At 61.4% G+C, this 12,617-nt stretch carries 13 protein-coding genes; 10 read left to right on the top strand and 3 right to left on the bottom strand.

From position 1 onward, the window contains the following. Positions 1-373: 373 nt before the first annotated feature. Together C3Y92_RS01840 and C3Y92_RS01835 are read right to left on the bottom strand one after the other, a co-directional pair. Positions 374-1,498 carry a linear amide C-N hydrolase gene (locus C3Y92_RS01840; RefSeq protein ID WP_129348950.1) on the bottom strand — a complete coding sequence of 375 codons (1,125 nt, stop codon included), beginning with the start codon at positions 1,496-1,498 and terminating at the stop codon, positions 374-376. A 350-nt stretch (positions 1,499-1,848) separates the two neighbouring features. After that, complete coding sequence (locus C3Y92_RS01835; RefSeq protein ID WP_129348948.1) at positions 1,849-3,168, bottom strand: IS1380 family transposase; 1,320 nt, start codon at positions 3,166-3,168, stop codon at positions 1,849-1,851. A gap of 287 nt (positions 3,169-3,455) precedes the next feature. Between C3Y92_RS01835 and C3Y92_RS01830 the strand changes: the two genes are divergently transcribed. The 9 genes from C3Y92_RS01830 to C3Y92_RS01790 all read left to right on the top strand — a co-directional run bounded on the left by C3Y92_RS01830 (position 3,456) and on the right by C3Y92_RS01790 (position 9,006). Next, entirely contained in the window at positions 3,456-4,115 is a 660-nt protein-coding gene (locus C3Y92_RS01830; protein ID WP_129348946.1) for a hypothetical protein, read from the top strand. Continuing rightward, on the top strand, positions 4,096-4,824 hold the full coding sequence (locus tag C3Y92_RS01825) for a class I SAM-dependent methyltransferase (protein WP_129348944.1): 729 nt from the start codon (positions 4,096-4,098) through the stop codon (positions 4,822-4,824). The genes C3Y92_RS01830 and C3Y92_RS01825 overlap by 20 nt, the downstream gene beginning before the upstream one ends. Beyond that, positions 4,814-5,110, top strand: a complete 297-nt coding sequence (locus C3Y92_RS01820) for a MazG-like family protein (protein ID WP_129348942.1) — start codon at positions 4,814-4,816, stop codon at positions 5,108-5,110. Before C3Y92_RS01825 ends, C3Y92_RS01820 begins: the two co-directional genes overlap by 11 nt. Positions 5,111-5,295: 185 nt before the next feature. Continuing rightward, a complete protein-coding gene (locus C3Y92_RS01815; protein WP_129348940.1) occupies positions 5,296-5,535 on the top strand; it encodes a hypothetical protein in 240 nt (79 codons plus the stop codon). Next, the gene (locus C3Y92_RS01810; protein ID WP_129348938.1) at positions 5,532-6,062 is read left to right on the top strand and encodes an acyl-CoA thioesterase; all 531 of its coding nucleotides are present in this window, start codon (positions 5,532-5,534) and stop codon (positions 6,060-6,062) included. Before C3Y92_RS01815 ends, C3Y92_RS01810 begins: the two co-directional genes overlap by 4 nt. Positions 6,063-6,075: 13 nt before the next feature. Further along, entirely contained in the window at positions 6,076-6,375 is a 300-nt protein-coding gene (locus C3Y92_RS01805) for a hypothetical protein (protein WP_006920327.1), read from the top strand. Next, a complete protein-coding gene (locus tag C3Y92_RS01800; RefSeq protein ID WP_235669577.1) occupies positions 6,372-6,602 on the top strand; it encodes a MoaD/ThiS family protein in 231 nt (76 codons plus the stop codon). Before C3Y92_RS01805 ends, C3Y92_RS01800 begins: the two co-directional genes overlap by 4 nt. Before the next feature lie 151 nt (positions 6,603-6,753). Beyond that, entirely contained in the window at positions 6,754-7,647 is an 894-nt protein-coding gene (locus C3Y92_RS01795; protein WP_235669576.1) for a HesA/MoeB/ThiF family protein, read from the top strand. 75 nt (positions 7,648-7,722) lie between these two features. Continuing rightward, positions 7,723-9,006 carry a histidine kinase gene (locus C3Y92_RS01790; protein ID WP_129348934.1) on the top strand — a complete coding sequence of 428 codons (1,284 nt, stop codon included), beginning with the start codon at positions 7,723-7,725 and terminating at the stop codon, positions 9,004-9,006. Between the two features lie 8 nt (positions 9,007-9,014). Here C3Y92_RS01790 and C3Y92_RS01785 read toward each other — a convergent pair whose 3' ends face one another. Then, entirely contained in the window at positions 9,015-10,127 is a 1,113-nt protein-coding gene (locus C3Y92_RS01785; protein WP_235669575.1) for a DUF342 domain-containing protein, read from the bottom strand. A 249-nt stretch (positions 10,128-10,376) separates the two neighbouring features. Between C3Y92_RS01785 and C3Y92_RS01780 the strand changes: the two genes are divergently transcribed. Further along, positions 10,377-12,425, top strand: coding sequence for an acyl-CoA dehydrogenase family protein (locus C3Y92_RS01780; RefSeq protein ID WP_129348930.1), 2,049 nt, complete (start codon positions 10,377-10,379; stop codon positions 12,423-12,425). The last annotated feature ends 192 nt before the right edge of the window (positions 12,426-12,617 follow it).

Below are 12,617 nucleotides of genomic sequence, written 5' to 3'. Positions count from 1 at the left end.
AAGGGAAGGTGGAACGGAGGCCTCCGGCGGCTGGGGGCCTGAGGCCCCCAGACCCCACATAACAACAATTGTAAGGGTGTACGCGACCTTCTCCAAAAATGCGAAACGGGCCGATTTTCACGCGAGGTTTTGATCGCGTGAAAATCGGCCCGTTTCGCTGGCGAGGTGGGTGCTGGAATTTCCGGGATTTCCCCGGGTGGCTTCCGCCCGGGGAAATCCCGGAAATTCCAGCACCCCTCTTCTCTCGGGCCTGCCGCCCACCGACCATCCCCCCACCCGACCGACCGCGCCCCAATCCAGGGGTCCGGGGGGCTGAGCCCCCGGCCGCCGGAGGCATCTTCTCATCATTCCAGCATGTTACCAAACTCCACCCCTACAGTCCCGGCTTGGCGGCGCTGGTGGCGTCGATGTAGGTCGGCGGCCCGCTAATGGCGATGGAGGTCGGCTTGCCGGCGGCGGCGGCTAGGGCGGCTTTGAGGTCGACGTAGCGCCAGTTCTTGTCGGCGTAGGTCTGCCAGTAGTAGCGGCCCCGGGCGGCGTCGGCCACGGCGGTCCATTCGGTGACGTCGTAGATGGGCTTGCCGTCTTCGACGCCGCGCACCGCGCCCTTGGGGATGTCCACGTTGCCGATGATGGTCATGGCCAGGGACACGGCGGCTTCGGCGTTGGGGGCGGGCAGGGCCGACTGGGTGAGCGCGGTCATGCGCACGAAGCGGCTGGGCGGGGTGAAGTCGCCGGGCAGGCCGAGCATGCCCGAGCCTTGGCCGGTCTGGCGCACCACGTAGCCCTTGAGGTCCAGCGCCGGCACGTTGGTGGCCGAGAGATTGACGGTGTTGCTTAAGTACGTGAGCATCCAGTCGAAATCCGGGGAGTTGGTGAGGACGCTCAAGGGGTTGTCGTGGATGCGCAGCTCGCCGCCCACATATTCGACGACGGCGGACGCGCCGGTGGCATCGTGGATGGTGTAGTGCAGCGGCAAAGCGCCGATGGCCGCGCCGTCGAGGCTGGCCGGGCCTTGGCAGACGCGGATCTTGGCGATTTCGCGTTTGGCTTCAGCCACGGTGGCGCATTGGGAGAGCAGCCAGTCGCCGACCTGGAACTGGGCGATGGTGCTGCCGGCCTTGGCCGATGAATAGGGCTGGTAGCCGGCGTAGCCCGGGAAGAGCAGCATGCCGATCATGAGGCCTTTTTCGTTGAGGCCGTCGCAGACGATGTTGGTGCCAAAGGCGTTCATGCCGACGAAGCCGTATTTGGCGCGAAAGCGCAGCCCCTTGGCCGCGCCGTCCGGGGTCAGCCCGACAAAGGCCGAGCCGGCGGGGAAGATGGCGACCTTGGAGGCGAGGTCCTGGCCGTATTCCATGGTGCGGGCGTAGACGACGGAGCCGTCGGCCGCCTTGAGGCGGAAACTGGTGCAGGCGTCGGCCTGGGGCGCGGGGGCGAAAATGGCCAGAGACAGGGCGAAGCCGGCGAGACGGGCGAGACGTGGAAATCGCGGCATGGCGGGATTCCTTTTGCCCGGGGGCGGTGACGGGTTGAAGGGTCTGCCGCCATGGTTAGCGCCAAATGGGGGTTTGGGGAAGGGAAAGGGCAGTTGACAAGAAGTTTATGTCTTCCGCTTCTAAAGCTGGAAAGTTCATTAAAATAACCTGAATCCGTAGGCATGCAGCCCCAAATCTCTCTATGCCACCGACGAGGTGCTTTTTGATGCTCCTTTCAGCCCTTTCTGCTCAGCCCCAGCCGAGTATGGGATGCTTTTTTCCTGATTTCAGCTTTGGAGCAGAGGTCAGGGTGGATTTGAGCGACTTTCGGGCACACCTCTCCCGGGTACGGAAGTTACTCCGCGTATTTTTAGGCTTGCGCCAACCGTCTCTGCATGCCGACAAGCGCTTCGCCGAAGCCGCCGTTGGACACCACCTTCACGACAACTCGCCGCGCATGCCGGACGAACCGTCCGCCCAAGTACATCATCCCCTGCATAATGGTGCGCAAACGGCGGCGCGTTGCCCTCTTCAGCCCAATGACCCCGGAGTCGAGAAGCGACTCGCCCAGCACGCGCAGCATGTTGTTTACCAGGACCCCGAGCTGGAAGAACAACTCGTTGACGCTGAATTTTCCGGACGGAAGGCGCTCCAGGTCGAGTTCGCTTTTCAGCTCCGCGAAATACTGCTCGCACGTACCCCGGTCTCGGTACAACCGCAGGATGTCGGCATCGGACACCTTCTCGAGGTTCGTCCAGACACTGAAGACTTTGTACTCTGGCAAGAGCAGGGTCTGCCCTTTCTTGCTGGTCCTCTCGGTCATCTCATACACCAGCCGGACCTCTCCGATTTCTTCACGTTCCCGGCGGGTGCTTCCCGTGTAAACAGTCTTGCCGGGCCTGGGAGAATGAACTTGTCCTTCGTGCATGGCCAGGTTGATCAAAATCTCTGGTTTTTCTCGGCGCAGATTGTGGCGAGTGATGAAACTGTCCCCGGCCTTGAGCCGCGCCGCCATGAGTGCCCCATCATCGAAGGCTGCGTCGTCCACCCAGAGCAGGCGGGCATTGGTCAGCTTGCGCACCCGCGAGCGGACCCCGGCATGGAAGTCCAAGGCCCCTTCATGCAGGGGGTGATGGCTCCCTGGACAAAGCTTGGCTCCAACAATCAGGCCGCCTTCAAGGAACGAGCAGACCGGGGCGTAGCCGAGAATCCCGGTGTAGCCCTTGGCGACGCCCTCCTTCTTGGTGTCGCTGTTGTCAAGGATGGTGGAGTCGGTGTCGATCCGCACGCCAACAAAGTGAGGTACGGTGACGATCCGGGGCTTGAAATCCAGCTTGCGCAGCATGCGCACAGAGCACATGGGCATGGCTTCGTGGACGTTCCGATCAAGGCTCATGGCCTCGAAACGCTGACGCAGAGTGGCTTCCGACGGCACACGACCAACCCCCAGGGCTGTCACGAAGAACTCGCTATTCTTGAATTGCCGCACGTGGTCGAAACCCACCTTGCCTATTCCAATGAGACCGCCAAGGCTCCGCAGGATGTCCTTCTCAGCAACCTGATAGTTCGGGGACTCCCGTTTGGCGCAGGTGGAGTCGATGTCGCTGATGCGCATGAGTTCGCCCATGGCTACAAGCCCGGCATTGCCGGCGATCGGTTCTTCGGTGATCTCAAGGGTCAGCTTTCCCATGTGGCGCACCTCGCGGGTGAAAGACGTCTGCCTAGACCTGCGAAGTCAACATGCTAAAATATTACATCTTTTTCAACAACAAACTGTACCGGCAAAGTAAGTTGAACTGAAGCTGTTTACGGATCGAGGAAATAACTTAAAAACTATTTTTTTCGGAATATTGGCAAGATAGCCCCAGTGGGGCCGCAAAGGGATAACATGGCCCTTTATTTATACTCAGATATGACATATAAACACAGACATCGATAGTTACCTCCAATGTTAGAAGCATACGCCCAGGTGAATTGATGCAAACATATATTCATCGTGTCTTAAATTTCTTTTTTGCGACAATTGTCACAACTACAGCTCTATCTATTTGCGGAATAGTCTATATTTGGTTTTTTCGCAGCAATTACAGTCAAGACCTTCCATATCTATCATCATTAGTTTCTATAACTGTCGTCGAAATAGTAGCAATTGTCATTGCATACGCGAAAAAAGGAATACAGTATTTACCCAGAGTTGAAATACAAAAATCTGAAGCCGACACCTTAGTTTTTCTACACAATTTTATTTCCCGAGGAAGCAGCGTATCTATCGTCAGCAATCGCATTTCGTGGATTACTCGGTCAGATAAATTATTAAAATCAATAACACAATTATCAAGCACAAATGTCCAGATAGAAATATTCATCACAACAAATGAAGACATAGTTACCCTAGCAAAACTAAAGAATGCTGGAGTCAATGTCTACGTTGCAGACGACGGAATTCCGCCTGAGGCGAGATTTACTTTGATAAACGGAAATCGACGCGGCGCAGAAGAACTAGCGATTGCACGAGGCACGCATCCCAATCATGAAATTACAATATTCGACAACAACTCTGGCCCGCAAATCATTGCTCTTGCAAAAGATATTTTAAGGATTACAAAGGAAAAATCTCATGACGCATGCGTGGAATAAAGCCGCTGCAATTAGGAAGAGCCAAATTGAAAACGGTTGCGACATAACCTTCTGTGATATATTTTTACCATATTATGAAAACTTAACCGAAAGACTTTCACCCGTTTCATTACTGGAAATTGGGTGTGGAACAGGGCATCTACTGAAACGAATCGCACACCACGCCGATCACGCTTTTGGGATCGAGCCTTCGCAAGGCATGTTTGAAGTTGCAAAAGCAACCCTAGAAGAAATAAACATAGACCTTGTCAATTGCACCATAGAAAATTACAATTATCCAAGGAAATTTGATTTAATCATCTCCCACCTATGTGCGCAGTGCGTAGGAAACATCAAACACTGGTTTGACTCCATACGTAAAACAATCAATAAATCTGGCTTATTTGTCTTCTCTATTCCGCACCCTTGTTTTTACAACGAATACAAATCTATATTCATGCCTCAAGAATATGAATACGCAAAAGAACTTGATACAGTTTTTGATTTAACAATATCACTAGACAATTTAAACGTAATTAAAAATATACCATATTTCCATAGACCGATAAGCACGTACATCAATCAATTAACTCTGTCCGGCTTTTCAGTGAAACACATAGACGAGGTCATTCCAAACAATTCTGTGCAAAAAAAATATGGAGTTCCTTGGAAAACTCCAAGATATATGGCCATTCATGCCACTACCGGGGAGATATTCAATGGATCTTGAAGAAATTTTGGCACAAGTCAACAGCTTGGCCATTAAAAACAAATGGTACGAAAAAGATTCCAGCAGACCACAAACCCCTCGAAACCTTGCTATATCAATTTCTTTGGAAGCATCAGAATTATTAGAATGCTTTCAATGGTCAGAAACTGCTAACAACGAATGCGTTGGCGACGAAATCGCTGACGTAATAATTTACTGCGTTCAACTTTCAAATGTTTTAAAAATGGACATTTCCAGCATAATTCAAAAAAAAATAAAGGCTAATAGCCAGAGAATTTGGAAATAGCAGACAAAAATAACTATGGCACCACCCTTTGTAAATATCTAAATACTCAGACTCAAAACGATACTTGCATCTACTTGTCTTCACTTATCTCATAGATCTGGTCGCCCCCTCTCCATTGACCCCGCCCCCCCGGGAACGCTAAGGCTTTCCCATCCGACGCCCACACGGCCCCAAGGAGGCCCCCCATGTTTCGCCGATTCACCCTTGCCGCCGCCCTGGCCCTGGCAACCACAGCCCTGGGCTGCGGTTCCATCGTGCCCCACGCCGACAATGTGCCCCAGGAGGCCGTGGACCGGGACTATTCCGAGTGTGAAAACAAAGCCTACGTCTCCACCGCCTTCGTCAAGGCCGGCGACGACGCCGAGGCCAAACAGCAGGCCATCATCGACGAATGCATGAAGGAAAAGGGGTACACCGCCAAATGAGCGCGCCTGAAAAACGTTCCCTGGACCCCAAGCCCGTCTCGGCCAGCCATGTGGTCATGCCCCAGCGGATGCTTCCTTCCGACGCCAACCCGGCCGGCAACGTCCACGGCGGCGTCATCCTCAAATACATCGACACCGCCGGCGGCATCTGCGCCATACGCCACGCCCGCTCGGCCGTGGTCACCGCCTCCATCGACCGCATGGATTTCTTAAAACCCGCCTATATCGGCGAGGTCGTCACCTTCCTGGCCAGCGTCAACCTCGTGGGCGCGACCTCCATGGAAGTGGGCGTGCGGGTGGAGTGCGAAAACCCCATCACCGGCGAGACCCGCCACGCCGGCTCGGCCTATCTGACCTATGTGGCCCTGGACGCCGAACGCCGCCCCCAGGCCGTGCCGCCGCTTATTTTAGAATCCGACGCCGACCGCCGCCGCAACCGCGAAGCCGCCGCCCGCCGCGAGGCCAGGCTTCAGGAACGCCGCCGGGAACGCGATTCCCAACTGCAACACCAGTCCGAAAATTCCTAAGCGAGGTGCCCGCGTGGCCGAGACCATTGACGACTTGACCGTCAACTACGAAGAAGACGGCGTTATGCTCACCAAGGAGCTGGACAAGGTGATCCTGACCCGAGGGGCCTGGACCACCATCATTTTCCGCTTCGTCCAGTGGGACCCCAAGAAAGACGCCTACAGCCCGGACCGCTACGCCATCCGCCGCTACAAGAAATCCGGCGACACCTACCGCGTGCAGTCCAAGTTCGCCATCTCCAGCCGCGATCAAGCCACCAAGATCGTCCAGGCCCTCAATAAATGGATCGAAGCTCCGGAGGGCGAAGCGTGAGCGACACCGTCACCGTCCGCGCCTTGGCGACGTTGGCCCCCTATGCCCCTCCCGGCGGCGTGGCCTCCATCGGCCCCGGCGAAACCGTTGGTGAACTGGCCGACCGGCTCGGCATCGAACCCGAAGCCCTGGGGTCGGTGCTGGTCAACGAAGCCCCGGCGAGCCTCGACACCGTGCTGGCCCCGGGCAGCGTCGTGTCCTTTGTGCCGCCCATCACCGGCGGCTGAATCGCACCCCTTGGAATCGCGGCAACGCCACGCCGGGGATGACGCCATTTTGCGTTTGTGAAGTTTGGCAGGGGGGCCGCGAGAACGCCCGGCCCCCCTGAGCATCCCCGGGCCGGTTCGTCCGTAGCCGCCCCGCCCGCCGGAGGTCGTTATGGCCCACGACATGCCTTCCCGCCCGATGACCGCCGCTGCCCCCGCCGACCCGGCCCTGGCCGCGGCCCTGGAGGCCGCCGCACGGGACGGAACCTATCCCGATGGCCGGCCCGGCCGTTTCCTCGATGTCCCGGCCGTGGCCGAACTGGCCGCGCGCTTCGCCCTGGCTCCCAGGCTGGTGGAGATCGCCGCCCTGGAAGCCGGCTTGACCCCCCTGCGCTACGCCCGCAACCTCCATGCTTTTTCCCTGGCCGAACAGGCCCGGCTGTTGGCCTCCAAGGCCGCCCTGGTGGGCCTGGGAGGGCTTGGCGGCGGCATCGTGGAAAATCTCGTGCGGGCCGGGGTGGGCATCATCGAAGCGGCCGACGGCGACGTGTTCGAGGAAAGCAACCTCAATCGCCAGCTGCTCTCGCGCCTGGACGCCGTGGGCCGGCCCAAGGCGGCCCTCGCCGCCGAGCGGGCGGCGGCCGTCAATGCCTCGGTGGAATTTCGCGCCCAGGCCACCTTTCTGGACCGGGCCGGCATGGACGCGCTGCTTAGCGGCGCGGCGGTGGCCGTGGACGCCCTGGGCGGCCTTAAGGACCGGCCGGCGCTGACCGCCGCCGCCGCCGCGCGCGGCATTCCGCTGGTGACCGGGGCCGTGGCCGGCTACACCGGCCTGGTGGCCACGGTGCTGCCCGGCGGCCCGTCGCCGGCCGATCTTTTCGGCGGCGGCGGCTCGGGCACGGCGGCCGAAGACGTGCTGGGCTGTCCGTCGCCGGCGGTCATGGCCGTGGCCGCCCTGCAATCGGCCGAGGCCATACGCCTGCTGGCCGGCCGGCCAGGGGCGCTGTGCGGCAAGGTGCTTATCGCCGATCTTGAGACCATGCGCTTCGACGTCGTCTCCTTGTGACGGCCGGATGACAGACGGCGCGGCCCGCGCTATGCTGTAGCCATCCGACCCCGTGCCCGCGCCCAAGGAAGCGACATGACCCTCAAAGCCGACTGCTGCCCCATTGCCACGCCGCTTCTGCTGACGGCAAGCGACCCTCGCGAACATCTGCTCAACATCATCGGCTCCGCCCCGGAAGCCGTGCGCCGGGCCGTATGCGATCTGCTGTTGTCCATCAAGACGTCCCTGGACGTGCTGCCGCTCACGCCGCAGCTCGACGATACGGACCGGCCGGTGACGGACTGGGAATCCCTGCTTGGCGTGCTGACCGCCATCCGCCTGGAGCTTGACCGGCTCAAGGTCACCAAGATCGAGGGCCTGCGCAAGGCCAACCCCGGCCTGGTCCAGCTGGAGCACCGCTTCGGCCTGGCCAAGAAGGCCCATGAAAAAGCCAAGCTCATGCTCGAGATCTTCTACGAGCTGATTAACGCCGGCCAGGACTTTCAGACCGCCGATGAAATCCTGGAGCAAAGCGCCGAGGTGCTGCTCAAGGAACTCAAGGCCGACCTCTACGTTTGCCGCCTGCGCGACGAGTCCGGCCACTGGGTCAACATCGCGGCCAACACCCACACCGGCCGGGCCACGCCTATCTTCGTCAAGTTCATGGAAGAGGCCCTGCCCCACCATCCGGTCATGCGCTCGGTGGCCAATCCGCGAATGCTTTTTGTGCGCTCCAACAACCTGCTTGGCCCGGAGCGCGGCGGCGAGTCCATCGACTGCGTGCCCTATCTCGAAGGTTACCGCTGCCGGCTGTCGTTTTTCCTGCGCGGCCCGGATGAAAAGGCCTTTGGCCTGATCATGCTCTATTCCAAGAAGGCCAACTATTTCGACCGCTACGAGACCGACTTTTTGGCCGACTGCGCCCGCATCGTGTCCCTGACGGTGGGCCGCCAGCTGGAAGTGGGCCGCGACGCCCTGGCCAAGGCGGCCGGCGGCATGGCCCACGTGGGCAACAACGTGCTGGCCATCATGAAAAACGGGGCCGAGCTGATCTTGGAAGATTACGAAGACTTTCTCGACCACGAAGACGAGATCGGCACGACCCTTATCAGCGAGGCCATGCAGCTGGTGCCCGGCCCCTGGCCGCTGCACGCCGAGGCCGCCATGCGGCATCTCATCGGACTGACCATTGAGCGCATGGAAGTCGAAAAAAAGATGCAGTACGTGAATTTGATCGTGGAGAACGTCAACCGTCTCAAGGGGGCCATCGCCAATCTGCTCAAGGCCGTGGAAAACCCCATCCTCATGCCCTACATCGGCGGCGAGGAAGTGCTCGACCTCGAACCCGAGGACAACCCGGACTACGACCAGACGTCGTAGGGGCGCGCCTATTTGCGCAGCGCCGGATGCTCCACCACGATCTCGCCGTCCTGGTAGCGGACCACGGCGTCGCGGGTGTCCTCGGGGATGACGGCATGGGCCTCGCCGATGGAGACTTCCACATTGGCCCCGATACGGCCCGGCACGATGACCCGGCAGCTGGAAAAACGCCTCGTGGCCGCCGGACTCTCCCACAAACGCTTGAGCTGGCGGCGGAAGGCCTCGATGCGTTGCTCGCCCTGGGCCAGCGCATCGGCGCAGTCCTTGGCGGCTTCCCCGCCTCGCCCCAGATCCACGCGGCAGGCCTCGACGTCGAGCAGGGCCTGGCGCAGGCCGGCCTTGATGTGCTGGTCCTTGTGGATGCGCTCGGGGTCGTAGCCGAGCAGGATGCGCGTCTGGCTCTGGCCGCCGCCGCCGAGCTGCTCGCCCACGTAGACCGCCTCGCCGCAGTAGGCTTCGCCCCCGGCCAGCCGGCCCTTGACCGCCAGCTTTTCCCCGGCGAAAAGCCGGCAATGCATGGCCGAACCGTCGATGAGGATGTTTTGGGCGGCGTGGAGCACGGCGTTTTCGCAAAACCTGGCCCGCAGGCTGCGCCCGGCCCGCAGGGTGGCCTTGCCGCCGCCCTGGATGCCGCCGTTGCAGGTGACGTTGCCCATGGCCCGCACCCGGGCGGCCAGCACCAGCCCGGTCACCGTGATGTGGCGGCCCATGACCGTGAATCCGGAACGAATGTCGCCGCCGATGATGACGTCGCCCAGGGCCACGATGTTGCCGGTGTGGAAATCAATGTCGCGGCCGATGGCCAGGGTCTCGCGCACGGTGATGCGGCCGTCGATGCGGGCCACATGGCCGTTGACGGCGGCCAGCAGTCGCAGCGGGTTGTCCGGGTCGACCTTGCAGCCCTCGCCGTGGGGAAAGGCCGTGTTTTCCGAAACTATTCCCCCGTCCGGCGCGTCCTCGCCCGGAGCCAGGGGCGTCCATTCGGCCAGGAGCTGGCCGGCGGCGACGTTTTGCACGTAGCCCAGGTCGAACTGGTCCACGCTGCCGTCCTCCCGGTTCTTCGGGCGCAGCCGGCGCTGTTCGAAGTCCGGGTCGAAATGGTGCGTCAGCACATACCGCATGGCCGCCCGTCGGAGTCGGAGGTTGCGGGGACACGCCCCCTGCCTGGATTCGTACCGGACCGCGACCATTTGCACAAGTCCGGCCGGACAGGAAACCGCCGCGATGCCGGCCTGTTCGACGCCCCAGGGCAGCCGGCTTCGCCGCGCGCCCCGGATTGACGCGTGGAGCCGAATATTTTAGCTTCCCCTACTTTATAATCAGCGCACACTTGCGCTCCCGCGCCAGCAACCACGAACCAGGCGAGACCTATGGAAACCCTACGCACTCTCCCGGGCGACGATGTCCGGCAAATCATGTGGCGCTACGCCGACCGCTTCGATCTCCAGATGGCCGTGCAGTCGGCCCGTTCCGTGGCCCGGGGCGTCGTGGCCCGCATGGTGGCCGACGGCGTGCGCCATTCCCATGAATGGACCGAGCAGAAGGACTCGTTGCTCAAGACTTTTGACGAAGCCGGCATCACCGCCGTTTTCCTTGATCCCCACCAGGGCGGCTTCATCGAAGGGCCGAAAAACATGGCCCTGTCCCTGGTCGCCTTCGAACTTTCCTGGGTCGACGCCGGCGCGGCCACCTGCTCCCTGGCCAACAACCTGGCCCTGTCGCCCATCCACGAGCGCGGCACCACCGAACAGCGCGACCACTACATGACCCTGTGCGCCCCGGCCCCGGATCGCGCCCCCTGGCGCGGCGCGTTCGCGCTGACCGAACCCATCCCCTACGTCGGCGTGGACACCGGAGTCCTCACCGGCAAGGTGCGCGTCGATTCCTGGGAAGACGGCCAGGAGCCCATCCTGCACGTGGAAAAGCGCGGCCGCTTCATCACCGGCATGGACTTCGCCAACTACGCCACCGCCGCCGTGGACACCGCTGATGCGCGCATCAAATCCTCCTGCATCATCATCCTGGAAGAGACCGACCCGGGCCTGTTCGACCGCGGCGCGCCTACGCTGAAGATGGTGCACCAGCTGTCCTCCACCCGCGACCCGGTCTTCAACCTCAAGGTGCCGGCCAGCCGCATCGTCGGCGGCTACACCGTGAAAGACGGCTGCATCGTCCCCAACTATTCCCACTCCGAGGTCATCGCCGCCGTGTTCCACCGCACCCGCGTGCCGGTGGCGCTCATGACCACGGCCAAGCTGCTCTCGGCCGTGGAGCCGGTCATCCGCTACCAGCGGGGCCGATTCCGGGGCGGCGACGCCTGCGAGGCCGGTTCGGCGAAATTCGAACTCGGCCTGCAGCAGAAGCAGGACGCCGTCATCCGTCTGGCCGAAGTCTGGGCCGCCGGCGAGGCCGGGGCTTCCCTGGGGTTCGCCACGGCGCGGCTTTTCGACCAGCTCGATCCCACGGAAAAGGCCAAGGACGCGGCCCTGGCCGCCAAGGGCGTGTCCGGGGCGCGCGGCCAGATGACGGCGCTCAAAAAGGTCCAGCCCGAGGCCATCGAATACGTCAATCTGCTGTTTGCCCCCGAAGCCGGGCGCGACGCCGCCCGTTTCGAGGCCCTGGACGCCGATCCGGTGGTCAAGTACCAGGCGCTGGAAGCCGAAGCCGGCGTGCTCTGCCCGGCCTGCAAGCTGTGGAACACCGGCCACGGCGCCACGGTCATGCGCGAGGCCGTGGCCATGATGGGCGGCTACGGCATCACCGAGGACTGCCCCGGGTTCTTGTTCCACAAATGGAACGACAGCCAGCTCGAAGCCACCTACGAAGGCCCCGAATGCGTCCAGCGCCGTCAGATGGGCATCACCATGGCCAGCGACATCTTCCTGGCCTACGTGGACAACTACATCGCCGAGATGAACCGCGTGGCCGCTTCCCATCCCGAGACCGGCGCGGCCTCGGTGGCCGCCGGCCTGACGCTGTGGAAGCACACCCTCGACTTCCTGTCCGCCAACAAGGACGCCGACGGCAAAAAGCTCTACCACAGCAACCGGCAAGCCGTGACTTTCCCCCTGGCCGACGCCCTGTGTCCGCTGATCGCCACGCGCCTGCAGATCCTCGACGTGCTGGAGCTGGCCGCCAAGGGGCCGGAAAATCCGGTGGTGGCCGAGGGCCTGGAAGGCTACGTCGCCTTCTTTAGCGATCTGGCCCGCATCCAGGCGGCCAAGGCCGCCGGCGAGGCCGCCAAGGTCTGCGCGTCCCTGATCTACGGCTATGCCCCGGCCGGAGCCGATCTGACCGCCTTCGCCGGCCTGCGCGCCGCCGCGGACGCGTCCCTGGCCGGCTGCGGCGCGGCCCGCGAACGGGCCGGACAAGCGCTCACCCAGGTCATGATCCCGGAAGCGCTTGATTATCCGATGTAACAAAACGCGGGGGCTTGCCCCCGCTCCCCCGCCGGGGGGAGGCAATCCCCCCGGTCCCCCTTGACGGGGGAACGTTGCGGCAACACGGCATGACGCCATAAAACCCCCTTGAAAAGTTTTTGGGGAAGGTGGGGGTCTGGGGGAGGAAACCCCTTTTTTCAAAAAGGGGTTTCCTCCCCCAGCTCTTCGCCT

The sequence above is a fragment of the Solidesulfovibrio carbinolicus genome, assembly GCF_004135975.1.
GTDB classification, from domain to species: domain Bacteria; phylum Desulfobacterota; class Desulfovibrionia; order Desulfovibrionales; family Desulfovibrionaceae; genus Solidesulfovibrio; species Solidesulfovibrio carbinolicus.
Note: the sequence above shows the minus strand (reverse complement) of the source record. Positions and strands in the feature narration are given on the sequence as shown.

Excerpts from the sequence above, each read along its gene's own strand:
- C3Y92_RS01830 (WP_129348946.1), top strand. The coding sequence starts at position 3,456 with ATGCAAACATATATTCATCGTGTCTTAAATTTCTTTTTTGCGACAATT.
- C3Y92_RS01790 (WP_129348934.1), top strand. The coding sequence starts at position 7,723 with ATGACCCTCAAAGCCGACTGCTGCCCCATTGCCACGCCGCTTCTGCTG.
- C3Y92_RS01795 (WP_235669576.1), top strand. The coding sequence starts at position 6,754 with ATGGCCCACGACATGCCTTCCCGCCCGATGACCGCCGCTGCCCCCGCC.
- C3Y92_RS01840 (WP_129348950.1), bottom strand. The coding sequence starts at position 1,498 with ATGCCGCGATTTCCACGTCTCGCCCGTCTCGCCGGCTTCGCCCTGTCT.
- C3Y92_RS01785 (WP_235669575.1), bottom strand. The coding sequence starts at position 10,127 with ATGCGGTATGTGCTGACGCACCATTTCGACCCGGACTTCGAACAGCGC.
- C3Y92_RS01820 (WP_129348942.1), top strand. The coding sequence starts at position 4,814 with ATGGATCTTGAAGAAATTTTGGCACAAGTCAACAGCTTGGCCATTAAA.
- C3Y92_RS01815 (WP_129348940.1), top strand. The coding sequence starts at position 5,296 with ATGTTTCGCCGATTCACCCTTGCCGCCGCCCTGGCCCTGGCAACCACA.
- C3Y92_RS01835 (WP_129348948.1), bottom strand. The coding sequence starts at position 3,168 with ATGGGAAAGCTGACCCTTGAGATCACCGAAGAACCGATCGCCGGCAAT.
- C3Y92_RS01825 (WP_129348944.1), top strand. The coding sequence starts at position 4,096 with ATGACGCATGCGTGGAATAAAGCCGCTGCAATTAGGAAGAGCCAAATT.
- C3Y92_RS01810 (WP_129348938.1), top strand. The coding sequence starts at position 5,532 with ATGAGCGCGCCTGAAAAACGTTCCCTGGACCCCAAGCCCGTCTCGGCC.
- C3Y92_RS01780 (WP_129348930.1), top strand. The coding sequence starts at position 10,377 with ATGGAAACCCTACGCACTCTCCCGGGCGACGATGTCCGGCAAATCATG.